The sequence below is a fragment of the Streptosporangium sp. NPDC049078 genome, assembly GCF_040648855.1.
Taxonomy (GTDB): domain Bacteria; phylum Actinomycetota; class Actinomycetes; order Streptosporangiales; family Streptosporangiaceae; genus Streptosporangium.
This window is the reverse complement of the sequence record NZ_JBEZEL010000023.1, coordinates 85,790-110,129: the sequence shown is the minus strand read 5'-3', so window position 1 is coordinate 110,129 and position 24,340 is coordinate 85,790. Positions and strand designations below refer to the sequence as shown.

The 24,340-nt window shown below is 70.4% G+C and carries 20 protein-coding genes; 2 read left to right on the top strand and 18 right to left on the bottom strand.

Annotation, left to right across the window (positions count from 1 at the left end):
• Window positions 1-23 precede the first annotated feature (23 nt).
• The 10 genes from AB0B90_RS33380 to AB0B90_RS33335 all read right to left on the bottom strand — a co-directional run bounded on the left by AB0B90_RS33380 (window position 24) and on the right by AB0B90_RS33335 (window position 12,556).
• Window positions 24-911 (bottom strand): SDR family oxidoreductase, encoded by an 888-nt coding sequence (locus tag AB0B90_RS33380; RefSeq protein ID WP_350942227.1) that lies wholly within the window; start codon window positions 909-911, stop codon window positions 24-26.
• A gap of 13 nt (window positions 912-924) precedes the next feature.
• Entirely contained in the window at window positions 925-2,484 is a 1,560-nt protein-coding gene (locus AB0B90_RS33375) for an ABC transporter substrate-binding protein (RefSeq protein WP_362926301.1), read from the bottom strand.
• 184 nt (window positions 2,485-2,668) lie between these two features.
• Complete coding sequence (locus AB0B90_RS33370) at window positions 2,669-3,859, bottom strand: epoxyalkane--coenzyme M transferase (RefSeq protein ID WP_350942230.1); 1,191 nt, start codon at window positions 3,857-3,859, stop codon at window positions 2,669-2,671.
• Complete coding sequence (locus AB0B90_RS33365; RefSeq protein ID WP_362926300.1) at window positions 3,856-4,893, bottom strand: peptidyl-alpha-hydroxyglycine alpha-amidating lyase family protein; 1,038 nt, start codon at window positions 4,891-4,893, stop codon at window positions 3,856-3,858. Before AB0B90_RS33365 ends, AB0B90_RS33370 begins: the two co-directional genes overlap by 4 nt.
• Window positions 4,890-6,146: an amidohydrolase family protein gene (locus tag AB0B90_RS33360; RefSeq protein ID WP_350942234.1), complete on the bottom strand. Its 1,257-nt coding sequence runs from the start codon at window positions 6,144-6,146 to the stop codon at window positions 4,890-4,892. The genes AB0B90_RS33365 and AB0B90_RS33360 overlap by 4 nt, the downstream gene beginning before the upstream one ends.
• 82 nt (window positions 6,147-6,228) lie before the next feature.
• Window positions 6,229-8,709, bottom strand: a complete 2,481-nt coding sequence (locus AB0B90_RS33355) for a CoA transferase (RefSeq protein WP_362926299.1) — start codon at window positions 8,707-8,709, stop codon at window positions 6,229-6,231.
• Window positions 8,706-9,734 carry an oligopeptide/dipeptide ABC transporter ATP-binding protein gene (locus AB0B90_RS33350; protein WP_350942237.1) on the bottom strand — a complete coding sequence of 343 codons (1,029 nt, stop codon included), beginning with the start codon at window positions 9,732-9,734 and terminating at the stop codon, window positions 8,706-8,708. The genes AB0B90_RS33355 and AB0B90_RS33350 overlap by 4 nt, the downstream gene beginning before the upstream one ends.
• Entirely contained in the window at window positions 9,727-10,758 is a 1,032-nt protein-coding gene (locus AB0B90_RS33345) for an ABC transporter ATP-binding protein (RefSeq protein WP_362926298.1), read from the bottom strand. The genes AB0B90_RS33350 and AB0B90_RS33345 overlap by 8 nt, the downstream gene beginning before the upstream one ends.
• Window positions 10,755-11,612: an ABC transporter permease gene (locus tag AB0B90_RS33340; protein ID WP_350942239.1), complete on the bottom strand. Its 858-nt coding sequence runs from the start codon at window positions 11,610-11,612 to the stop codon at window positions 10,755-10,757. The genes AB0B90_RS33345 and AB0B90_RS33340 overlap by 4 nt, the downstream gene beginning before the upstream one ends.
• On the bottom strand, window positions 11,609-12,556 hold the full coding sequence (locus AB0B90_RS33335) for an ABC transporter permease (RefSeq protein ID WP_350942240.1): 948 nt from the start codon (window positions 12,554-12,556) through the stop codon (window positions 11,609-11,611). Before AB0B90_RS33335 ends, AB0B90_RS33340 begins: the two co-directional genes overlap by 4 nt.
• Before the next feature lie 393 nt (window positions 12,557-12,949).
• Between AB0B90_RS33335 and AB0B90_RS33330 the strand changes: the two genes are divergently transcribed.
• A complete protein-coding gene (locus AB0B90_RS33330) occupies window positions 12,950-14,287 on the top strand; it encodes a helix-turn-helix domain-containing protein (protein WP_350942242.1) in 1,338 nt (445 codons plus the stop codon).
• Between the two features lie 122 nt (window positions 14,288-14,409).
• Here AB0B90_RS33330 and AB0B90_RS33325 read toward each other — a convergent pair whose 3' ends face one another.
• From AB0B90_RS33325 to AB0B90_RS33290, 8 genes are all read right to left on the bottom strand, one after another.
• A complete protein-coding gene (locus tag AB0B90_RS33325) occupies window positions 14,410-15,336 on the bottom strand; it encodes a VOC family protein (protein ID WP_362926297.1) in 927 nt (308 codons plus the stop codon).
• Window positions 15,337-15,413: 77 nt separating this feature from the next.
• A complete protein-coding gene (locus AB0B90_RS33320) occupies window positions 15,414-16,355 on the bottom strand; it encodes a carbohydrate kinase family protein (protein WP_362926342.1) in 942 nt (313 codons plus the stop codon).
• Window positions 16,356-16,446: 91 nt separating this feature from the next.
• Window positions 16,447-17,313 (bottom strand): formyltetrahydrofolate deformylase, encoded by an 867-nt coding sequence (gene purU / locus AB0B90_RS33315; protein WP_350942244.1) that lies wholly within the window; start codon window positions 17,311-17,313, stop codon window positions 16,447-16,449.
• A complete protein-coding gene (gene metK / locus AB0B90_RS33310) occupies window positions 17,310-18,551 on the bottom strand; it encodes a methionine adenosyltransferase (protein ID WP_350942246.1) in 1,242 nt (413 codons plus the stop codon). The genes purU and metK overlap by 4 nt, the downstream gene beginning before the upstream one ends.
• An 85-nt stretch (window positions 18,552-18,636) precedes the next feature.
• Window positions 18,637-19,761 carry a hypothetical protein gene (locus AB0B90_RS33305; RefSeq protein WP_362926296.1) on the bottom strand — a complete coding sequence of 375 codons (1,125 nt, stop codon included), beginning with the start codon at window positions 19,759-19,761 and terminating at the stop codon, window positions 18,637-18,639.
• A complete protein-coding gene (locus AB0B90_RS33300; RefSeq protein WP_350942248.1) occupies window positions 19,761-21,251 on the bottom strand; it encodes a hypothetical protein in 1,491 nt (496 codons plus the stop codon). The genes AB0B90_RS33305 and AB0B90_RS33300 overlap by 1 nt, the downstream gene beginning before the upstream one ends.
• Entirely contained in the window at window positions 21,241-22,224 is a 984-nt protein-coding gene (locus AB0B90_RS33295; RefSeq protein ID WP_350942250.1) for a methylenetetrahydrofolate reductase, read from the bottom strand. The genes AB0B90_RS33300 and AB0B90_RS33295 overlap by 11 nt, the downstream gene beginning before the upstream one ends.
• Window positions 22,221-22,661 (bottom strand): methylenetetrahydrofolate reductase C-terminal domain-containing protein, encoded by a 441-nt coding sequence (locus AB0B90_RS33290; RefSeq protein WP_362926295.1) that lies wholly within the window; start codon window positions 22,659-22,661, stop codon window positions 22,221-22,223. Before AB0B90_RS33290 ends, AB0B90_RS33295 begins: the two co-directional genes overlap by 4 nt.
• A gap of 669 nt (window positions 22,662-23,330) precedes the next feature.
• Between AB0B90_RS33290 and AB0B90_RS33285 the strand changes: the two genes are divergently transcribed.
• Window positions 23,331-24,188, top strand: coding sequence for an SAM-dependent methyltransferase (locus tag AB0B90_RS33285; RefSeq protein WP_350942253.1), 858 nt, complete (start codon window positions 23,331-23,333; stop codon window positions 24,186-24,188).
• The last annotated feature ends 152 nt before the right edge of the window (window positions 24,189-24,340 follow it).

Here is a 24,340-nt window from a genome sequence, read left to right as displayed (position 1 = left end):
CGGGCTGGGACGGCTCTCGCCGGTCACTTCGGGGGCGGCAGGTGGCTCTGCAGGTGCTCGGAGAACCCGGCGAAGTCGGCGGCGAGTTGCTCCGCGCTCCACCCGCCGTCGCGGTGCGTGACGAACGCCTCCTTCGGATGCGCCCAGATCGCGAACCTGTCGCCGCCGAAGCCGATGTACTGCCCGGTGACGCCGGCCGACTCGTCCGAGGCGAGGTAGACGACGAGCGGCGCCACGTCCTCGACCTTGCCGATGCCGCGCCGGCGCAGGTCGGCCGGGACCGGGCCGCCCGCCTCGACCGCGGCGACGACCTCGGTCAGCGACGGGATGGTCGCGGCCATCCTGGTCAGCGCGGTGGGCACGATCGCGTTCACGGTCACGCCCAGCTTCGCCGTCTCGGTCGACCACACCCGCACCATGGCGATGATGGCCGCCTTGGACGCGGCGTACGCCGTCTGCCCGAAGCCGCCGTACTGGCCGGCGGGTGAGCCGACCAGGATCAGCCGGCCACCGCCGCCCTGCTCGCGGAATCGGCGCACCGCGGCGCGACCGCAGGTGAAGGTGCCGCGGACGTGGCTGTCCACCACGAGGTCGAACTCCTCGTCCGTGACCTTGGCCAGCGTACGGTCGCGCAGTGCGCCGGCGTTGGTGCACATCACGTCCAGGCGGCCGAACTCCGAGACGGCCCGCTGGACCAGGGCGTCGGCCGACTCCGCGGTGCCGACGGCGCACACCTCGGCGACGGCACGCCCACCGGCGGCGGTGATCGCCTCGACGGTCTCCTTGGCGACGTCTGCGTCGATGTCGTTGACCACCACGGCGGCACCGGCCGCGCCCAGCGCCTCGGCGTACGCGCGGCCGAGGCCACGCCCTGATCCGGTGACGACGGCCACCTTGTCGTTGAGCCGCATGGGCTTCCTCTCTCTATTGCTTGCTGATCTTCACTGAGCTGTAGTGGTAGTCACCGACCACCGGTACGTCGAGGCCGGTCACCCCCTTGCGGAAGGCCGCCACGTAGGTCACGCCGCACACCGGGATCACCGGGGGCCCGGCCGCCGCGACATCCTTGATGATCTGGTGCATCGGCGCCGCCCGCTCCGTGACGTCGTCGCTGGCGCGTGCCTTCGCCAGCAGTTCGCCGATCCCGTCCTGGGAGAAGCCGCCGGGGTTGTACGCGCCGCCCTTCGTGTAGAAGTCCGCGACGAACTGGCTCGGGTCGGGCCGGCCGGCCTGTACCAGCGCCACCGTGGCGGTGAACTGGCCGGTCCGGCGAGCGGTGATCATCTGCTGGAATTCCAGGACCTTGATCGTGGCCTTGATCCCCACCTTCTGCAGCTGTGCCTGCAGGGCCTGGGCGAGGATCTGGTACGACGTGTTGGGGCCGACCTCCAGCGTTATGTCCATGCCGTTCGGCAGGCCGGCCTCGGCGAGGAGCTTCTTGGCCTTCTCCGGGTCGTAGTAGGAGGACACGTCGCTCAGTTCGGGCACGTGGGCCCAGAAGCCCTCCTGGTACGGCTGCACCGCGGAGACGCAGGCGCCCTCGTACAGGTTCTTGCTGATCGCGTCGCGGTCGATGGCGTACATCAAGGCCTGCCGCACCTTGGGGTTGTCGAGCCCCTTGACGGAGGTGTTCAGCAGGATTCCGTTGAAGGTGGTGTTGGGGCCCCTGACCACGGTCAGGCCGTCCGCCTCGGCCTCCTTGATCTGGCCGGGTGTGATCGAGGTGCCGTCGGCCTGCCCCGACTTCACCGCGCGCAGGCGGGTCGTCTCGTCGGAGTAGACCGTCATCTCCAGGCCGCCGATGGTCGTCTCGGCGGCGTTCCAGTAGCCCTCGAACTTCTTGAAGGTGACCTTGCCCACCTGCAGCGTGTCGATCTCGAAGGGGCCGGTGCCGACCGGCTTGGTCGGCAGGTCCTCGGCGTCGAGCGCACCGGGCGCGACCACGATGCCGGCCTCACCGGCGAGCACGTTGATCATGTAGCCGGCCGGCTCGGAGAAGGTGAGCTTCACCTCGGACGGGCCGGTGACCTCGACCTTGTCGAGCACCGACAGCGTCGTCACGAGCGCGCCGCTCTTCTTGTACGCCTCCAGCGACGCCTTGACGGCCTCGGCGTCGAACTCCTCGCCGTTGTGGAACTTCACCCCTTCGCGCAGCTTGAGGGTGATCACCTTGTTCTCGTCGGAGAACGTCCACTCGGTCGCGAGCCCCGGCCCGATCTCACCGGCCGCACTCCGGCGGACCAGGTGCTCGTAGACCACGTCGAGGAACACCGGGTCGAGCGGCGCGGCCTTGCGGGGATCGAAGGAGGTCGGGTTGCCCGGCACGGCCCACCGCAGGATGGCCGCGTTGTCGAAGGCACCGGAGTCACCGGAGGCGCCGGAGGTGTTCGACGTCGGCCGGTCGGTCGTCCCGGCGCCACAGCCGGAGAGGGCGAGACCGGTGGCGAGAAATGCGCCGGCCGTTTTTACTGCTGCTCGTTTCACGGCTTATGCCTCCATATTTCAGAAGCGAGCTTGACTGGTATGACTGGCGACCCGCGGCGCTCTCCGGCTCCGTCGTCGACGTGCCGGCCCGCGTCCGCGTGTGCCGTGGTTCTCGGTGCCCCGTCTTCAGCCGTGACGCTGAATCACGCCCCCACCAGGTCCTGGACTTGTGCTGTGAACCGGCCTACAACCGGCTACCGGCGATCGCGGCGCCCTCCGCGAGCGCGGCGAGCTTCGCCCACACGATCTCCTCGTGGCCCACGCGCGATCCGATCCCGCAGTCGGTCCCCGCCTGCAGGTTCTCCTTGCCCACCACACTGGCGAAGTTCGTCAGCCGTTCGGCGACGAGGAGGGGGTGTTCGACCAGGTCGGTGGCGTGGCTGACCACTCCGGGGGCGAGGATCTTGCCCTCGGGCAGTTTCACGTCCTCCCACACCCGCCACTCGTGCGCGTGCCGGACGTTGCCGGACTCGATGGCGTAGGCCTGGGTGTTGACCTTGATCAGCAGGTCCGCGATGTGTTCGAGGCCGATGTCCTGGGTGTGCGGCCGGTGACCGCTGCCCCAGCAGGTGTGCATCCGGATCTGCTCGGAGGGCAGCCCGTCGATGCTGTGGTTGATCACCTCTACCGCGAACTCGAGGTAACGACGCAGGTCCTCGACCGTCCAGGTGGGGTGGAACTGCCAGGTGGTCGCGAACTCGGGCTCGTCGATCTGCAGCACCAGGCCGGCGTCGGTGACCGCCCGGTACTCCTCGCGGAGCGCCTCGGCGACCGCGAACATGTACTCCTCCTCGCTCGCGTAGTGCTCGTTCCTCGCACCCGCGCCCAGGCTGAGCGGCCCCAGCGCGGCGATGAAACCGTCCACCTCCTTGCCTTCGACCGCCGTCTTCATCGCCGCGATGTCGGCCGCGATGGCGTCCTGGCCGATGTAGGTGATCGGGGAGGTGCACACCCGGCCCGACGTCGGCGGCTTCGGCGCGGCGCCCGGGGTGGAGAAGCCGGGCCGCACCGGCCCTCCGGATCCGGCCAGCCAGAGGCCGGAGGCATAGGTGCCGGGGAAGTCCGCCTTGTCGCGCGCGGCGACGTACTCGCGCTTGGGCGGGACGTTCGGGTCGATGGGCAGGGTCTCCCAGCCGGTCACCCGGGCGTGGATGTAGCCGCTGTAGGCGGACAGGTTCGCGGCCTTGACGTACTCGCCGTCGTTGACGACGTCGAGGCCGCACTCCATCTGACGGGCGACGACCTCGGCCACCGCGCTCGGCAGCCGCGCGTCGACGGCCTCCTGATCGCCCTGGGCGATCAGCTCGTCCAGGTCCTTGGGACGCGGCAGGTTGCCGCCGTGCGTGGTGAGAATCCGACCGTTTTCGCGCCTCATGCGTGTCTCCTAGCCAGGGTGTCTTCTCCCGCGCCGACGCGCGGGAACTTCTGCAGTTGGTGCCGTCCGCTCGACGGCGCGACCCAGCCGGGTCTGATGGCGAAGCTGTACGTCACCTCCGCGACGTACAGGTCTCCGTGGGAGTCCAGCGCGACCCCGTGCGGCGCGATGAAGTTGCCGGCCGCGGTGCGGTCCGTCGTGGAGTCCCCCCACCGCTCGACCACGGCGCCGTGCCGGTCCAGCACGGTGAGCCGGGCGGGCTGGTCCTCCAGCGCCTCGCCGTGCACGAAGGACCTCTTGCCTGCCGGCCGCCACAGCTCGACGACGAACACCGAGCCGTCCGGGGCGATGGTGAGGTCGCACGGGCGCCGGATGTCGGTCCACTCCTCGATGAACTCCCCGTCCGGGGTGAAGATCTGGATCCGGTCGTTCTCGCGGTCGCCGACGAACACCCGCCCGTCCGCCGCGACGTCCAGGCAGTGCGGCAGGTGGAACCGGCCGGGACCGGTGCCGGGCTCGCCCCAGGAGCCGATCAGCTCACCGGACGAGGTGAACCGGTGCACCCGGCTGTTTCCGTACCCGTCGGTCACGTAGAGGTCGCCGTTCGGGGCGACGGCGAGGTTGGTGGGCCGGTTGAACGGCCCGCCCGGGTACCGAACGCCCTCGACGCTGTGCACGTGCACCGGCCGGCCGGAGACGAACCCGGTGTCCGACGCCGTCCCGGCGGTGCCCAGCGTCATGAGCAACTCACCCTCGGGGGTGAACTTGCGGACCGTGTGGTCGCCCGCGTCGACGCAGTAGACGCCGCCGTCCGGCCCGACGGTCAGCCCGTGCGGCGTGGTGAACAGGCCCTTTCCCCAGCTGCGGACGAAGGTGCCGTCCCGCTCGTACACGATGACCTGGCCGTCGAAGCGGGTGAACAGGTAGACGCGGTCGGCCGCGTCCACGTCGACCGCGGCCACGTCCGCGTGCCGCAGGTCGTCGGGCAGCCGCTCCCAGTCGGCGTCGACCTCGAACCTCCGCCCGCCCGTCATGACGCCGCCCCGGAGGTGGAACGCGGCGCCGGCAGCCAACCCCACGGGTGGGTGCCCCAACCCGGCGCGATCAGCTCGCCGGCCCGTACGGTCTGCACCGGCCGCAGGCCGAAGCCGCCGTGGAAGACCTCCTGTTTGGTGTCGACGAACTCGAAGTCGCCCTCGACCAGGTCGAGCACCGTGAGGTCGGCCTCCCTGCCGGCCGCGATCGCGCCGAGCTCGTGCTCCGCGCCGATCGCCCGCGCCGCGTTCGCCGTGGTCATCCGGACCACCTCGGACAGGCTGTAGCCCACGGCCATGAACTTGGCCATGCACTCCAGCAGCGAGTGGAAGGTCTCTCCGGCCGCGGTCAGGTCGCTGCTGATGGTGTCGGGGAGCAGCCCGAGCGCGCGCTGCTCGCTCGCGACCCGGTAGCCGAAGTTGCCCCTGCCCAGCGCGGAGTCGAGGGTGATCCCGCGCTCGCGGGCGGCGAGCAGGGCGGGCATCATCCGATCCGCCGCGTCCATCACGCCGCCGTGGTTCGGCGTGCACAGATGGGTGAGGATGTCTCCCGCGTCGAGCTGCTCGATGGCGAACCGGGTGGCCGGTTCGAGCAGGTGCGGATCGGGGCGCCGCCGCGCGGACAGGTCGCCGATGTGCACCATGAGCGGGAGCCCGTGCTCCCTCGCCACCGCCTTGGTCGCGGACACGATGTCCTTGCCGTGCGTGGCGACGAGCGGCCCGACCAGCCGCAGCTTGATGCCCTGGACCAGCCCGGGATTGGCGGCGACGCACTTCGCGATGGCGACCGGGTCGATCTCTGCCAGGTCGTTGACGTCGATCATCGTGGGCATGGTGTGCGCGTAGCTGCCGATGTTCAGGTACGGGACGACCCGTGTCCTGGCGTTCGGCTGGATGTAGGCGGAGAAGACACCGATGTTGGCGACGCCGACGGATCCGGCGTCGACCAGTGTGGTGACTCCGGAACGCACGCCGATGGCGTCGGGGTCGCAGCCCTCCATGCCCACACCCGGGGTGATCGCGCCGTGCGCGACGTGCGTGTGGATGTCGATCAGCCCGGGGACGACGTAGCGTCCGGGGCCGCTCGCGTCGATCACCCGGCGGGCCGAGTCGGCGGGGATGTTCCCGCCGACCTTGGTGATCCGGCCGCCGGTGACGGCGATGTCCATGACGCCGTCGAGTTCCCGCCCGGGGTCCAGAACCCGGCCGCCCTTGATAAGAAGGTCGTACCGGGTGACCGGGTCGTCGCTCATCAGAGTCCTCCTGTCGGTGCCGCGATCGCGGCACGTCCCGCTCAGCGGGCCTGGATGTGCTGTTCGGTTTGCCGGTCGGCGGTCAGAAGTGGTCCCAGCCAGGGGGCAGCGCGGTCATCTGCACGGCCCAGCCCGCCGCGAGTGCCTCGGCCGAGTCGGCGAGCCCGATCCGGTCCAGCACCTCGCGCGCGTCGGCGCCCGGTCGGCGTACCGGGTGGCCCAGGCGCGGCGGGTTGCCGTGCACCCGGATGGCGATGCCGGGCATCACCACCTCGCCGACCTCCTCGGAGATCTGGCTGACGGTGAGCCCTCTCGATCGGGCCCACGGGTCGGTCATCAGCTCCGCGAGGGTCGTGACCGGGTGCGCGGCCAGCCCCGCCGAGGTGAGGCGGTCGGTCCACTCGCGGGCGGTGCCGGCGTGGAAGGCGGTCTCCAGGGCCGCCGCCACCGCGTCGTCGTCGGATCCGTCCAGGCCGGACAGGGCCTCCTCCAGGCCGGGGACCTCGCGGAGCGTCGGCAGGCTCTCCCGGGTCGCCCCGAGGAAGAACCATCGGTCGGCCGCCCGGTGGAACCGGTGCCACGGGTCGATCCCCAGAGCCGACGGCCCGCACGGCTCGGCCGCGCGGCGGTACCGGTCGTGCGCCGCGGCCGGGAGCCCGGGTGCGGGGCGCACCGCGAACCTCGCCTGCTGGTAGCCGCCGGTCTGGGTGAGGGAGGTGCGCACCTGCTGGCCTTCTCCGGTCAGCTCGCGATGGTAGAGAGCCACCGCGCTCGCGAAGGCGGCCATCGCGCCGGTGCCGTAGTCCAGGAGGTTGTACGGGCCCAGCACGGCCGGTCGGCCGTCGCCGCCCGTCCTGGTCATGATCCCGGTCGCGGCCTGGCCCTGGGTCTCGTACCCCCGGCGGCCGGTCCAGGGTCCGCCGTGGCCGTAGCAGCTGACGGAGACGTAGACGATGTCGGGGCGGCGGGCCCGGACGTGCTCGTAGCCGAGGCCGTAGCGTTCGGCGGTCCGTTCGGGGAAGTTGTGGGTCAGCACGTCCGCGTCGTCGATGAGGCGCCAGAGGACCTGCCGGCCCTGGCTCGACTTCACGTCCACGAGGACCGTCCGCTTGCCACGGTTGACGAACCCGTGCGCGCCGACACGCCGCTGCGGTGAGTTGATCTTGACGACGTCGGCCCCGAACTCGACGAGGATCCGTCCCGCGCTCGGCCCGGCCAGGATCTGGGTGAGGTCGACGACCCGCAGTCCCTCGTAGGGCAGACGGACCGGCTCGCCCTCGCTCCCCACCGGCTCGTCGCGCGTCGGCTCGTTTCCTGCCGGCTGGTTCCCCGCCGGCTGGTTCGCCGTCGGCTCGTCGCGCGGTGAGCCGGCGGGCGGCGACGTGAGTTCGGCGAGGATCTCCGCGCGGTCCGCGTCGGGCAGGTGCCGCGGCCTGCCGGGCAGCGCGGGGGTGGCGGACAGCCACACCGCCGAGCCGGGCATCACCGTCGCGCCGAGTTCCGGATCGTCGACCACGACGGCCTGCCCGGAGGCGAGCGCGTGGTCGCTCTCCAACCATTCGTCCAGCGTCCTGACCGCGGCGAGCGGCACGCCCGCCGCGTTGGCGAGATCCTCCCACTCGCCCGCCGGGCGGGTCAGGAACAGCGCGGTGAGCCGGTCGTGCAGCAGCCGGCGCAGCGAGGGGTCGTGGTCCATCCGGGTGCGGTCGGTCAGGCCCTCGCCCGTCCAGACCGTCACCCCGGCCGCGTCGAGGAACCAGGTGAGGAAGCGAGGTGTCGCGCCGATCGGGTTGAACTGCACATACCTGTCGTCCGCGCAGCGGTAGGTGCCACTGCCGTTGGAACTGATCGCCCGATCCGGCGGCAGCCCCTGCGCGACCGGGTAGGCGCCGCTCCCCCCGATGGCCTCGAACATCGCGTCGAACAGCGGCACCTCGACGCGGTCACCCCGTCCGGTGCGGTGCCGGGCGGTGAGGCTCGCCACGATCGCGAAGGCGCCGCAGAACGCCGCGAAGTTGGACGCGACGGGTACCGCCGTGTAGGTCGGCCGGGTGTCGTCCCAGCCGTCCGGCGCGTGACCGGCCCGGATCCGGCAGTTGCCGGTGGCGGCCGCGACGACACCCTCCCAGCCGGGGACACCGGCGCGCGGATCGTCGGCCGCGAAGCCGGGCATCGAGCAGTAGACGAGCCGCGGGTTGCCCGCGCGTGACTCCTCCCAGCCGAGACCGAGCCGGTCCATCACCCCCGGCCGGAAGTTCTCGACGAGAACGTCGGCCCGCCGGACGAGGTCGCGGGCGACGCCCAGGTCCGCCGCGTCCTTCAGGTCGAGGCTGATCCGCCGCTTCCCCCGGTTGAAGAACGCGTCTTCGGCACCGGGAGTGACACCAGGACGGTCGACGCGCACGACGTCGGCCCCCTGGTCGGCGAGCATGAGCGCGGCCAGCGGTCCTGCGACGTGGTGACCGAAGTCGACGACGCGGATCCCGTGCAGCGCTCCTGGGGCTCCTGAGGCTCCTGGGGCTCTTGAGGTCTGTGAGGTCCCTGAGGCTCGGGAGGCGCTCATCGCGAGGTCTCCTGGGTCTCGCCGATCAGCGCGTCGTTCGGCGGCGGCCGGTGCAGCACGCACGCGACCCGGTGCTCGGCGCCGATCTGCAGCAGCGGCGGGTCCAGGTGGGCGCACTCGTCCTGGACGACCGGGCAGCGGGTGCGAAAGCGGCAACCCGAAGGGGGGTTCGCCGGATCGGGAAGCTCGCCGCGCAGCACGGTGCGGCGCCGCGAGCGCTGCACGTCGGGATCGGGCACCGGCACCGCCGACAGCAGCGCCTTGGTGTACGGGTGCCGCGGGTCGGTGGCGATCTGCTCCGCGGACCCCTCCTCGACGATCCGGCCCAGGTACATCACCGCGATCCGGTGCGACAGGTGCCTGACCGTGGCGAAGTCGTGGGACACGAGGACCACCGCCTGCCCGGTGTCCTGCTGGATGGACAGCAGCAGGTTGAGGATCTCCGAACGGGTGGACAGGTCCAGCGCGGAGGTCGGCTCGTCGGCGACGAGAACGCTCGGCGAGAGCGCCAGCGCGCGGGCGATGCAGACCCGCTGCCGCTGCCCGCCGGACAGCTCGTCCGGATACCTGTCGACGAACGCCGGATCGAGGGTGACCCGGCCGAGCAGCTGGGCGGCGTGCTCACGCATCTGGTCCCGGCCGATCCGGCCGTGGACCAGGAGCGGTTCGGCGACGGCGTGGCCGATCGTCTTGGTCGGGTCGAGCGCGCCGTACGGGTCCTGGAAGATGACCTGGAGCTTGCCGCGCATCTCCTTGAGCTCGCTGCCGCGCGCCCTGCTGACGTCCTTGCCCTCCACCTCGACCGTGCCCCGGTCGGGCTTGAGCAGCCGGGCCATCAGCCGGCCCACCGTCGTCTTGCCAGAGCCGGACTCGCCCACGATGCCGACCGTGGTGCCGGCCCGTACCTCCAGGTCGACTCCGTCGACGGCCTGGACGCTCTCCAGCGTCCGGCCCAGCAGGCCGCGACGCAGCGGGAACGACTTGCTCAGGCCGCGTACGCGCAGAACCACACGATCCTCAGCCACGGACGGCCCCCTTCAGAATCAGGTCGCCGGAGGCGACGCGTCCGCATCGCGTGTGGCGTTCGTCGTCGATGACCGCGTCGGCCTGTGGTCGCCGGCAGAAGTCCTCGACGCTGTGCGCGCAGCGAGGCTCGAACCGGCAGCCCTCGGGGAACTGCCCTGCGGAAGGGACCCGGCCCGGGATGACCGTCAAACTGCTCCGGGCCCGGCCCGCCTGCGGTACGGCGGCGAGCAGCGCGCCGGAGTACGGGTGCCGAGGATCGTAGAAGAGCCGGTCGACGGGGGTTCGCTCGGCGACGTGACCGGCGTACATGACGACCACGTCGTCACAGAAGTCCGCGACCACGCCGAGGTCGTGCGTGACCAGCAGGACGGCCAGATCGAGGTCGCGTCGCAGGTCGCGCAGCAGCTCCAGGATCTCGGCCTGGATCGTGACGTCGAGGGCGGTGGTCGGTTCGTCGGCGATCAGCAGCTTCGGGTCGCAGGCGATGGCGGCCGCGATCATGACGCGTTGCTGCATGCCGCCGCTCATCTCGTGCGGGTAGGACCTGAGCCTGCGCTCTGCGTTCGGGATGCCGACCCGGCTCAGCAGCCGTCCGGCCTGCTTGAGCGCGACCGACCGCCGTTCGCCCAGGTGCAGCCGTCGTACCTCGGCGATCTGGTCGCCGACGGTCATCGTGGGGTTGAGGCTGCTCATCGGCTCCTGGAAGACCATGCCGACCGGTCCGCCGCGGATCCGGCGAAGCTGCCGCCGGTCGCAGGTGAGCAGGTCCACCCCGTCGAAGCGGATCGCGCCCGCCGAGACCCGGACGGCCGCGGGCAACAGGCCCAGGATCGCCATGGAGGTGAGCGACTTGCCGCAGCCGGACTCGCCGATCAGCGCGACCGCCTGCCCCTTGCGCACCTCGAAGGTGACGTCCTCGACCAGGCCGGGCTGTCTGGAGCCGCCGGGCAGGTCGATGGTGAGGCCCTCGACGGAGAGCAGCGGCTCGGTGGCGTCGCTTCGTTGCGCCGGTCCTGCTGTCATGTACGCCTCCTGAGTCCGACGGCGTCACGGATCGAGTCACCGATCGTGTTGAACGCGAGCACGGTCAGCACCATCGCGATTCCGGGCGGCACCACCGAGAAGGGGGAGTGGAACTGGTTGGTGTACGCGGCCTTGAGCATCGAGCCCCAACTCGCGTCGGGCGGCTGTACTCCGAGACCGATGAAGCTCAGGCTCGCCTCGACCAGGAGCGCGACGCCCATCAGGATCGTGACCTGGACCAGCAGCGGGGCGGCGATGTTGGGCAGGATGTGCACCCAGAGGGTTCGCCGGGTGGACGAGCCGATCGCCACCGCCGAGTCCACGAAGGTCTCCTCCGCCACGGCCATCGTCGCCCCGCGTACGACCCGGAACAGGCCGGGGGAGAAGATGATGCCGATCGCGAGCATCGCGTTGACCAGCCCCGGGCCGAGCACGGCGACGATGGCCAGCGCCCCGACGAGGGCGGGGAGGCTGAGGATGGTGTCGGCGAGCCGGCCCGCGACGCTGTCGACGACGCCGCGCCGCACACCGGCCCACAGCCCGAGCGGCAGGCCGATGAGCAACGCGACGCCCACCGAGATGAGCGGGGCGACGACGGCGATGCGCGACGCCTGGATGATCCGGCTCGCGACGTCGCGGCCGAACTCGTCGGTGCCGAGCAGATGCGTGAGGCTGACGTCGGCGAACCTGTTGCCGAGATCCTGGGCCTCCGGGTCGTGCGGGTAGACGAGCGGCCCGGCGATCGCGAAGAAGACGAGGACGACGACGAATCCGACGGCGACCGCGCTGGACGGCCGGCGCAGGATCGAGCGGAGGACATGGCGCGGACGGGCGCTCCGGGTGGCCATGGTCATGCCGTACGCACCTTCGGGTTGATCCAGCCGTAGGCCAGGTCCACGATGAGGTTGATCGCCACCACGATGACGGCGCTGAACAGGACGTAGCCCTGGATCATCGGATAGTTCCGTTGCAGCACCGAGTTGATGGCGAGGGAGCCGAGTCCGGAGATGCCGAACACGGCCTCCACCACGATGACTCCGCCGAGGAGCCGCCCGGCCTGCAGGCCGAGCACGGTCACCACCGGGATGGCCGCGTTACGCAGGATGTGCCGCCGGACCAGCCACATGCCCGAGGCGCCTCTGGCCCGTGCCGTGCGCACGTACGGGCGAGTGAGCACGTCGGCCACGCAGCCCCGGGTGTGCCTGGCGAGCTCCGCCGCCGTGGCCACCCCGAGCGCCGTGGACGGGAGGATCACGTAGGAGAGCCACTCCCCGAACCCCTCCCTGAAGTCGACGTATCCGGTCGCGGGTAACCAGGGGTTGGCCAGCGCGAACACGGACACGAGCACCATCGCGAGCCAGAAGCTCGGCATCGCGATGCCGAGGGTGGCGAGGGCGGAGACGGCCCGGTCGATCCAGCTTCCCTGGGTGAGGCCCGCGATGATGCCGGCCGTCACACCGAGCACGACGGCGATCATGATCGCCACCAGGGTGATGACCACGGTCGGCGGCGCCGCCTCGATGATCGTGTCCGCGACGGACCTGTTGGTGAACAACGAGTTGCCGAGGTCTCCCTGCAGAACGCCGGAGAACCAGGCGAAGTACCGCTCCAGGACGGGTTTGTCCAAGCCGAGTTCGGTGCGGATCCTGACCACTTCGGCCACGGTGGCGTTCTCACCGGCGATCACTTCCGCCGGGTCGCCGGGAATCAGCTGTACCAGCAGGAAGGTGAGAATCGAAACAAGCCACAAGACCAGCAGACCGCCGCCGAGCCGGCGAATTACCATGCCCGCGCTCACCGCCACCTCCGTCCAGCGCTACGTGGAACGAAGGGTGCGCGGAGCCGGGCGAGACACCCGCAGGCTCCGTTCGTGCAACATCGATCCACTGCGCTGTTGTCCGATAATGGGACAAAATGTGCAATAGTTGTAAACGCCATGCTGCCCTGCGGTTACCTGGGCGTCAAGAGGGAGCCGTTGCGTAAATGGGCGGTTTCTGCATCGTTACCGGGCGCCCGTCGCAAGGCGGTGACCACCGGAAACGCCGTCACGGTCAGAGGGCCGCGGGCGCGGGCCGGTTACCACGTATAGCCGACGGGACGAGGGAGCACTGTGGGCCGCAGCACAGGATGACGACGTACTCTTTGTGCTCACACACATGGCAACCCCGGCGTTCGACCTTAGGATTCGCACATGGCCGCAGAGTCGTCGTTCACCGGCCTCACCAGTGTCACCAGCGGGTCCACCGAGATCAGCCAGGAGAACCGCACCCTGCGTGACCTGGTGGAGATCTACCGCCAGTTGTCCGGCCTGGTTCTCCAGGACGCCGACATCGGCACGGTCGCCCACCTCGTCGCGCACCGGACCGACGTGACGGTGGCCATCATCAGCCAGAAGCTGGGCATCCTCGCCGCGGCCTCACCCGGCCAGAGCGACGACAGCGCCATCCAGTACGTCCACGACCACCTGATCCACCCCCGGCTGGCGCACATGCTCGCCAACGCCGGCAAGTCCCGCCACCCGCTCCGGCTGCCCGATCCGGCGCGAGGCCGAGCCCGCGTCGTGGCCCCGATCTTCGTCGGCGACACCGTGCCCGCCTATCTCGTCTCGCTCGTCGAGGCGGCTCCCGACCAGGGCGAGGACATCGACCTGCTGGTCGCCGAGCACGCCGCGACGATCTGCGGGGTCATCCTGGCCCGCGAGCGCGTCATCGTCTCGGCGGCCAGCCAGGTGCGTGACGACCTCGTAGAAGGGCTGCTGTCCGGGTCGGGCCGCGACAACGACGAGGTCGTGCGCTGGGCGCAGCACCTCGGCTACGACACCGAGCGTGACCACCGCGTCCTGTCGGTCATCCTCGAACCGCCCACGGGCGACCCCCAGCGCAGCGTCCTCATCGCCGACCGCGCCGCGGGCGCGACCGCCCGCCTGTTCGTCGCCCAGTCCCCGGGCGCGATCACCTCGGTACGCACGGACGAGGTGGTCGTGGTGTTGACCGAGAGCGCCACGCCGGGCTCGACCACCCGGGCGGAGCAACTCGGCACCCTGTGCGTGCAACGACTCGGAGCGCTGTTTCCCGACGTCGGCGTCTCCATCGGCGTCGGTGGAGCGTTCCGCGAACCGGCGCACATCGCCCGCTCGTACGAGGAGGCGCGGCGGACCAACGAGGTGATCCGGCGGCTCGGCCGGCGCGGCGCCGTGGTCGCCTTCGACAAGCTCGGCATCAGCCGCCTGCTGCTCCAGGTGCCCGACATCGAGACGCTGCACGAGTTCGCCGCGGACATCCTCGGCGAGGTGCTGCGCCACGAGAAGAAGCACCACTCGGAGCTCATCTCCACGCTGACGTGCTACTTCCGGGAGAACAACAGCCCGCAACGCGCGTCGAAACTGCTGCACGTGCATCCCAACACGGTCACCTACCGGATCCACCGGATCGAGGAGATCACCGGCCTGGACCTGAACACCTATCGCGACCGCCTCGCCGCACAGGTGGCTCTGGAGATCATCGACGCCCTCGGCGGAGAGATCATGTGAGGTCCGTGCCGGGCCTTCGGGTCCTCGGTGGGGAGGTCATGTGAGGTCCGTGCCGGATCTCCGGGTCCTCGCCGGGGGGCATATGAGGTCCGTGCCGGACCTCAGGGTCCTCGGTGGGGAGGTCATGTGAGGTCCCCGCCGGACTCCCGCCGCCCGACCTCCGGGGACGGATCGGCCGCCGTCACGGCGGCGGCGGCCGAATAGACGATGCCGGCGCCGGTCGACGAGTCGATGTAACGCGGGATCCAGCTCTCCTCGTCGTCGACCTGGGTCGCCCCCCACCCGTAACAGAGGTTGAAGCCGGTGGAGGTGCGCACGCGGAACAGGAACATGTTGTCCGACAGCCGGCGTCCGGGGCTGACGAAGGCGTCCATCTCGCTCCTGGCCAGGTCCCAGGCGATCTCCACCTCCTCCAGCGTGGTCGCCTCGATCATCAGGTGCTCCAGGCCGAGGGTCTCGCCCCCGTTGAGCAGGGCGATGCTGTGGTGGCGAGGATTGCACCGCAGGAACCACATCTCACCGAGGTGCGCGCCGAGGTTGATCGCGTCGGACACCTTCATGCCCATCACGTCGGCGTAGAAGTCGAGCCCCCGCTGCAGGTCCGGCAACCGCAGCACGACGAAGCCCAGGCCGAGCGCTCCGGTGACCGTCCGTGACGTCGGCCGGTGCCCCCGGTAGGAGCCCGCCGTCCCCTCCTGGCCGACGAAGAACTCGTGCCGCAGGCCGAACGGGTCCTCGAAGGAGACGAGCCGCTCGACCGAGCGCGCCGCCGCCAGTTGTGCCGAGCCCGCCGTCACCTCGAACCCGGCGGCGGTCAGGTGCGCCGCGACGTCCTCCAGCGACTCCTCGGCGCCGATCTCCCAGCCGAGGTAGAGCAGCCGGTCGGAGTCACCCGGGTGGATCGCGAGGCGGTGCGAGCGGTCGCACCAGCGCACCCGGACCGTGCCGTCGGGAAGCCGGTAGGTCTCGAAGCCGAAGACGCGCGGGCCGAAGTCCAGCCAGTCCGCCGCCGACGCGGACCGCACGCCGACGTACCCGATGCTTCGCATGCCGCATCTCCTCGCACTTCGTGGCGCACAGGGTGCGCCACGACAAGACTACGCGGCGGGGAGAACGCGGCACCGCCTCAGGTCAGGGCGGCGCGCAGCACCGGTTCGATGTCCGCCGCCGCCGCCTCGCCGTAGGCTTCGCGCAGGCGGGCCACGTCGGTGTCGGCGTCGATCGTCCACTCCTGGGCGCCGTTCGTCTCCAGTACCAGCGTGGCGACGAGCGCCCCGAGCTGAGCGGCCCGCTCCGGACCCAGCCCGCCGTTCCCACCGGCGAGGAAACCGGCACGGAACCCGTCGCCGACGCCGGTCGGGTCGGCGATCGTCCTGGCCGGCACCACCCCGACGTGCAGCGCGGTGCCGTCGCGCCCGGCGATCTCCACACCCCGGTCGGACAGGGTGGTCACCCGCAGGCCGACCCGGCCGGTGATCTCGTCGGCGTCCCAGCCGGTCTTGCGGATCAGCAGTTCCAGCTCGTACTCGTTGGTGAACAGGTAGCGGGCGCCGTCGACCAGGGCCCGGCACCGGTCACCGTCGAGGCGGGGAAGCTGCTGCGACGGGTCGGCGGCGAACGGCACGCCCAGCGCCCTCGCCTCCTCGGTCTGCGCGACCATCGCGTCCGGATCGCTCGCCCCCACCAGCACCAGCCCGACACCGTACCGCTCCACGATCGGGGCGAGTGAGATGTTCTTCGTCTCCGTCATCGCCCCCGGATAGAACGACGCGAGCTGGCACTGGTCGTCGTCGGTCGTGCAGGTGAAGCGCGGGGTGTGGGCCGTCTCGACGGTGAGGACCCCACCGCAGTCGACGCCGTGCCGTTCGAGGATCGCCCGGTAGTCGGCGAAGTCGGCGCCCACCGCCCCCACCAGCACCGGCCGTTGCCCCAGGACCCCCATCCCGAAGGCGATGTTCGCGCCGACCCCGCCACGGCGGACGACGAGATCGTCGACCAGGAAGCTCAGCGACACCCGGTCGAGCCGGTCGGCCACGAGATGGTCCGCGAAGCGGCCGGGAAAGTGCATCAGATGATCGGTGGCGATCGATCCGACCACGGCGGTCGTCCCTGGGGGCACGGTTACTCCTCGATGTGGATTCTGTTGCGGGCCGACGGGGTCAGAAGACGATCGTGGTACGGCCGTTCACCAGGACACGGTCCTCGCAGTGCCAGGTCACGGCCCTGGCCAGCACGGTCCGCTCGATGTCGGCGCCGCGTCGCGTCAGCTCACGCGCGCTTTCGCGGTGCGAGACCCGGACGACGTCCTGCTCGATGATCGGCCCCTCGTCGAGCTCCTCGGTGGCGTAGTGCGCGGTCGCTCCGATGATCTTCACGCCGCGCTCCTTCGCCTGCTCGTACGGCCCGGCGCCGGCGAAGGCGGGCAGGAAGGAATGGTGGATGTTGATCACCGGTACGCCGATCCGGTCCAGGAAGTCACCCGAGAGGATCTGCATGTAGCGGGCGAGGACCACCAGATCGACATTGCCCTTCAGGAGGTCGAGCTGGCGCCGTTCGGCCTCCGGTTTGGTCGCCCTGGTCACCGGGATGTGCTCGAACGCCACCCCGAACGAGGACACCTCCTCGGCGAGGTCCGGGTGGTTGGAGACCACCTGGCACACCTCGACGGGCAACTCGCCCCGGCGGGCCCGCCACAGCAGGTCGAGCAGGCAGTGGTCGTAGCGCGAGACGAAGAGCGCCACCCGGGTCGGCACGGAGGCGGCGCGGAACCGGAAGTCCGCGTCGAGCCGCGCCGCGACCTCCTGCCGGAACTCGCGCTCCAGCCGGGGCAGTTCCTTGTCCAGTCCCGGCAGGTGGAACACGACGCGCAGGAAGAACCGCCCGCCCGCGGGCCCGGTGGAGTCCTGGTCGGACTGCACGATGTTGGCTCCGCGCCGGTACAGGAACGACGAGACGCAGGCGACGACGCCCGGCCGGTCGGTGCAGGACACGACGAGCCGGCCGACGTCGGGGTCCGTCCCGTTCACAGCGTCGCGGGGACGGCGTCGGCGGACAGCGCGGCGGCCCGGCGGAGCGCGTCGGCCCGATCGGTCCGCTCCCACGGCAGGTCGAGGTCCGTACGCCCGAAGTGTCCGTAGGCGGCGGTCTGGCGGTAGATGGGACTGTGCAGTCCGAGGTATTCACGGAAGGCGGCGGGCCGCAGGTCGAAGTGCTCGGCCACCAGCGTCCGGATCAGCGAACGGCTCACCCGCTCGGTGCCGAACGTCTCGATGAGCACCGACACCGGCCTGGCCACCCCGATGGCGTACGCCACCTGCACCTCCGCCCGGCGGGCGAGCCCGGCGGCGACCACGTTCTTGGCGACGTGACGCGCCGCGTAGGCGGCGGACCGGTCCACCTTCGAGGGGTCCTTGCCGGAGAAGGCGCCGCCGCCGTGCCGGGCGAATCCCCCGTAGGTATCGACGATGATCTTGCGTCCGGTGAGTCCCGCGTCACCCACCGGGCCGCCGATCACGAACCTGCCGGTGGGGTTGACCAGCAGGCTCCGGTGGAGCGCGTCGGCGTCGTACAGCTCGGCCGGCAGCTCAGGGGTGACGACGTGCCGCCAGAGATCCTCGCGGATCCGCTCCAGGGAGACCTCCTCGGCATGCTGGGTCGAGATCAGCACCTGCTCCACGCCGACCGGGACGTCGCCCTGATAGCGCACCGACACCTGCGTCTTGCCGTCCGGGCGCAGGTAGCCGAGGGTCCCGTCCTTGCGGACGGCGGCGAGCCTGCGGGACAGCCGGTGCGCCAGCGCGATCGGCATCGGCATGAACTCGGAGGTCTCGTCGGTGGCGTAGCCGAACATCATTCCCTGGTCACCGGCGCCGGCTCGGTCGAACTCGTCGCCGGAGCGGTCCCGGCGATGCTCGTGCGCCAGGTCGACGCCCTGCGCGATGTCGGGTGACTGCTTGTCCAGTGCCACGAGAACGGCGCACGAATGGCCGTCGAAGCCGTAGGCCCCGTCGTCGTACCCGATCCCGTTCACGGTGTCCCGGACGATCTGCGTGTAGTCGAGCGACCGCGGGGCGGTGATCTCTCCCGCCAGGACGACCATGCCGGTGGTGATCAGGGTCTCGCAGGCGACCCGGGAGTGGGGGTCAAGGGTCAGCGCCGCGTCCAGCACGGCGTCCGACACCGCGTCGGCGATCTTGTCGGGGTGTCCCTCGGTCACCGACTCGGAGGTGAACACGTAGTCGTCGTCGATTCCCAATCGGGTCATTGCTCAGGCTCCTCGGGCGATGGTTCGAGCGGGTTCAGGTGGTGGGCGGCGCCGGTCGGTTCTGTCCGCATCGCGGGGGCGCCGGTCAGCCCGGTGTCCGCGCCGTGGGGGCGCCGGCGGGTTCGGTTCGCGCCGTGGGGGCGCCGGTCGGTTCGATCCGTACTGTGGCGGCGCCGGTCAGCTCGGTCCGCACCATGGCGGCGCCGGCGACCATGGCCGCGAGCTTGGCCCTGGCGACGGGCGCGGAGACGTTCCGCAGCCCGCAGTCGGGGTTGACGACCAGCCGGTCGGCGGGAACGAGGTCGAGCGCGCTCCGGATCCTGGACGCGACCGCCTTCGGGGTCTCCACGTCGGAGGACTTGACGTCGATGACGCCCAGCCCGATGGTGCGGTCCCAGCCGAACTTGTCGATCACCGGCAGATCCGCGTACCCCTTGCGTGCGAACTCCAGGACGAGCTGGTCCACGGCGGCGTCGAGCACGGCGGGGAACAGGAAGTCGTAGTGGCCCTCCCACGAGGGGCGCGCGTAGCGGTTGCCGTAACAGACGTGCAGGGCCCAGGTGACGTCGACGCCCTCGGTGACGACGTTGACGGCCTTGATCGCCGTCTCCACCTCGCCGGGGTAGCCGGCCAGAAAGGGCTCGTCGATCTGCAGCAGCCGCGCGCCGCGCTCGGCCAGGGCACGCGCCTCGGCGTTGAGCACGCGCGCGATCGCCATCACGAGATCGCCGGGATCGTCGTACGCCTCGTTCCGCACCCGCCGAGAGAGTGAGAACGGCCCGGTGAAGGAGAACTTGACCGGATCGGAGGTCTGCTCGGTGGTGAAGGAGAAGTCGTCGGCCAGCATCAGCGTTGCCGTGGCCGCGGGCGGCAGCCGCTCGACGACCCTGGCCTCGTGGTAGTCGAAGTAGAAGTCCTTCGACGTCCGCGGGATGTCGATCCCCGGCATCCTGGCGAGGAAGTAGTCGATGTCGTTGTCGCGGCGCAGCTCGCCGTCGGACACGATGTCGATGCCGGCGATCTCCTGGTCCCGGAGCGCCGCCTTGATCGCCATGTCGTGCAGGTCCTGGATCTGCGCGTAACTCATCCGGCCGCGGTAGTAGTCGGTCTTCAACCGCTCCATCCACTCGGGAACCGGGTAGGAGCCCACGACGCTGGTGGGAAGCAGGGGCAGGCGGCCCATGAGGTCGGCCTGGTGGAGCGCGGCCATCAGTCCCTCACCTGCGCCGTCATCGTGACGATGTTCCCGCCCGCCCGATGGGCGAAGGGCGCGTAGTGCACGTCGAAGCCGTTACGCCGGCCCACATGCGCCAGCAGCGGCCCGTTCACCCAGTTGACGACGGACCCCTCGTACTTCCCCGGGCCCCGGAAGTTGGTCCGATAGGCGTGTACGTCGGTGACGAACAGGTCGTGGCAGACGAGCCTGCCGAACGGATGCAGGAGCCGCAGGCTGTCGGCGAAGCTCGCCACCGCCCCGTTGCTGACGTGCATGCGGATGTCGGCGCCGGATTCGAGCAGGGGCCGCAGCAGCTCCCCGCTCATGGACGGCGCGAGGGAGTAGAGGTCGAGGCCGGCCAGCGGGACGTACCGCTCCTCCAGCCTGACCATGCCCCACACCGTCCGCCAGAAGGAGACGGCGGCGTCCACGTCGGCGAAGCGGGTGGGGTCGGTCTCGGCCAGCAGCCCCGGCCCCAGCCGCAGCAGCCTGTGCACCAGAGCCGGCAGCTCGCCCACCGAGGCCCCCACCGACTCGGCGAGCTCGGTCACGGTGGCGTCGTCGAGGTAGGCGCGGGTCTCCACCCGGTAGGTTCGGCCGCCCAGCTGGGCGACCTCGTCGGTCGGCAGGTTGTCGTAGACGTTGGAGATGTAGACGAGGAAGACCTTGTACTTCAGGAAGCCGAGCGAGGTGCACGGCGTCGTCGCGTCGAGCACGAACGAGCTGATCCGCGCCCGATGCTCATCGACCGCCTCACGGGCCAGATCGAGCACATGCTGGGAGTAGTCGCACATCATGTAGTGCAGGCGCCGGTAGTAGCCGCGTCCGTGCTCGGCGTCGAGGGCGCGAAACTCGTCCAGGAAGACCTTCGCCTGGCTGCCGTTGCCCACCCCGAGCTCGACGACGTACAGCTCCTCGGGCAGGGCGTCGCCGTCGGCCAGCGCATCCCAGACCTCGAAGAGGTCACCGATCACGTCGCGTGCGGCGTCGCGGTTGTGCGCGTCACTCTCACCGCCCGGCAGCGCCTGCTCGTACCCTCGCCCGGTGGACTTCTCCCACAGGTCCAGGTCCTTCCAGTAGCGGGCGTTGAACTCCCAGACGCGGCTGCGGCTGCCGGGACCCCAGTCCTCCAGCAGGACGCGGCCGTTCGCGCTCCCCCGCCGCAGCGCCGCGGTGACCTCCTCAAGGGAGATGACGGCACTGCGCCGTACGTCGACGGCGATCTCCACGGCGTCGTCCCTGGCGCCCAGGGGCACGATGGCGGGGCCGGGCCTCGCGCTCGGCTGCGGGCACTGCAGGATCGGCCGGACGTCGACCACCTCGCGGAAGTTCGACTTGTACTGGACCCAGTCGCACACGAACCGGACCTTGTCGAGGTCCGTGGAGCCCTCCCGCAACGCCTCGACGACGGGCGCGAGCGAGGTCATCAGGTCCAGGGAACTCGTGCCGCTGAGTTTGGAGTGAGGCCGGAAGTCAACGAGCATGACCGATGCCCTCCATGGAGTGGTGGCGGTTGTGATCGGAAAGCGCGGTCGGCGGCCGGGGGACACCGGCCCGCCGCAGGATGTCGGGCACGCCGTGCTCGTAGCCGAGCGCCATGAGATGGACGCCCGCGACATCGGGGATCGTGGCGAGCCGCTGCACGGTCTCCACGCACATCTGGATCCCCTCCTCGGCGACCCGGTCGGCGGGTACCCCGCGCAGCCTCCGGTCAACGTGGTCGGGAACATGCACGCCGGGGACGGAGGTGCGCATGTACTCCAGGGCGCGCAGCGAGCGGATGGGGCCGACACCGGCGATGATCTTGCAGCGTTCGGTGACGCCGAGATCCCGCAGGTCGGCCATCCACCGTTCGAATATGTCGAAGTCGAACACGTACTGCGTCTGGACGAACTCCGCACCCGCGGCCACCTTCTTGGCCAGCCGGCGGGCCCGGAACCCCAGCGGAGGCGCGAACGGGTTCTCGACCGTGCCGATCGACCAGGCCGGACGGGGGGAGACGGCCCTGCCGGAGATGAGCACGCCGTCGTCCCGCAGGGTTCGCGCGGTCCAGACGAGTTGCACACCGTCGAGGTCGAAGACCGGCTTGGCCTCGGGATGGTCACCGAACCGGGGGTGGTCGCCGGTGAGCAGCAACACGTTCGGGATGCCGAGGGCACCGGCCGCGAGGAGGTCCGACTGCAGGGCGAGACGATTGCGGTCGCGGCAGGTCAGCTGCATCACCGGCTCGACCCCGGCGCGCTGGGCGAGCAGGCTGCCCGCCAAGCTCGACATCCGGGCGTTCGCCCCCTGGTTGTCGGTGACGTTCGCGGCGTCGACCCAGCCCCGCAGGAGCTCCGCCTTACGGGTGACCGCCTCCGCGTCGGCCCCTCTGGGCGGGCCGATCTCGGCGGTGACGGCGAACCTGCCGGCGGCGAACGCGGCGCGCAGCCCACCTCCCGCCGGCTCGGCGCTCATCGCGGACTCAACCCCAGCTCGCGCCGCAGCAGCGGGCGGGGGTCGTCCGGGCAGGGCGCCACCCCCAGCCCGTCATCGCGGCCCTGCCAGTAGTTCACCCACGAGCTGCGGTCCCACGCGCGGTGATCGACCGGACGCTGCAGCAGGTCGAGGTCGGCGCCGTGCCCGCCGCCCTGCGCCCGCTCGATCGCGGTCACCCAGACGCAGACCAGATCGGGATGGACCTCACAGCGGCCGGAGGCGGACACTCCGCCACATGGGCCGTTGCGCAGTTGCTTCGGGCAGGTCATCGGGCAGGTGTAGCCGGTGTCGGGCAACGCGCACTGACCGCACATGCGGCATCCGTACAGCTGTTCCTTCGCCACCCGCTCCGCGCGGGTGAACCAGCGATAGGCCCGCTGCCTGCGTTCGAGCCAGGCACCGACCCTCCGGTACACGGGATTCGCGGCGAGGAAAGGGTGGAGGGCGTAACTGAGCCGAGCCCCGATTCGGGGGATCACGGGGCGAGGCCATCCGCCGCCGGGTGCGTTCCGCTCGTCGAAGCCCACGATCTCCTCCTTCTGGATACGCGGCCGGAAATCACCGTTGACCTGGCCGGAAAAGACGCGGCCGGATCGTTCGACGAATTCCGTTCAACCGCTGAGATCGAGGCTGCCAGAACGTGCGACGGGTGTCTTAGGCCCGCACACCAACACTGGGAGGACGTTCGTTGTGATGGCCCACAACCCGCTGGGCGCCGTCACGACACCTTCCGCGGTGGGGCACGCTCCTTCTCGTCGGGCTCGTCGGGCTCGTCGGGCTCGTCGGGGTCAGGGGCGACCGCCGGGTGTCGCGCGGACTCATCCGCCCCTACGGCGGGGTCGCGTCCACAGAGGTGGTGGACAGGTGCGCGACACCATGACCTCGATCGCGCAGAGGCCGACGATACGTATAGGGAAAGCCGGCTGATTGAGCGATTCGCGGTTTTTGTAGAGCTATGAGCGCATCACGATTTCAGCGCTTGTGGGTGAGCTTGTCGCTACATACTGCCTTTAGAGGGATTCGGCGTTATTATCGGCAAAGTCCTCCGCGATCAAGCGGACCCCGATCGAAGCGAAGGTGGCGAGGTGTCCGAACGCGGCGAAGACGGGAACGAGACGACGCTGAACAAGGGGCAGCTGCCTGCGGAGATCGACACGACGAAGCCCAGCATCGCGAGGGTCTACGACTGGTTCCTGGGCGGCAAGGACAACTTCGCCATCGACCGGCAGGTCGCCGAGGCGGCGATGAAGATCTCCCCAGGAGCCCAGCAGGCAGGGCAGGACAACCGGGCCTTCCTGCGGCGGGTCGTGCACCACATGGTGGCCGAGGGGGGGATCAGGCAGTTCATCGACATCGGCTCCGGCCTGCCCACCCAGGGCAACGTGCACCAGGTGGCGCAGGAGGTCGATCCGGCGGCCCGAGTGGTCTACGTGGACAACGACCCCATGGTGCTGGTCCACGGGCGAGCGCTGCTCGCCGCCGACGACAGCACGACGGTCATCCAGGCGGACGCTCGCGACCCACGGTCGATCCTGGAGAACGACCAGGTCAAGAGGTTCATAGACTTCAGCGAGCCGGTGGGGCTGCTGATGCTGAGCATCCTGCACCATCTGCACGACGACGACGATCCCGCGGGAGTGGCGGCCACGCTGCGCGCCCCGCTGGTGTCCGGCAGCTTCGTGGCGATCTCGCACTTCTGCAATCCCGGTGAGGCGCACCCGGCGGCGTCCCAGCAGGCCACGACGGTCGAGAAGCTCTTCAACGAGAACCTCGGCACCGGCCGCTGGCGCACCCCGGACGAGATCACGGAGTACTTCGGCGACTTCGAACTGGTCGAACCTGGCCTCGTCCCGCTCCCCGAGTGGCGTGCCGAGCCGAGCTTCTTCGTCAAGAACGCCCTGCTGTACCACACCTACTACGGCGGCCTGGCCCGCAAGGCCTAGAACCTGTTCCAAAGGCAGGTGAGCCGGTCGTTGACGGCGGCGTGTGGACGAACCACTGCCACAACCTCGCGCACGCCGACCAGGGGACGCCCTGCATCTGCGGTACGAGGGCGTGACATTCCCCTTTCACGGCGGGCACGGCGGCCGGCACC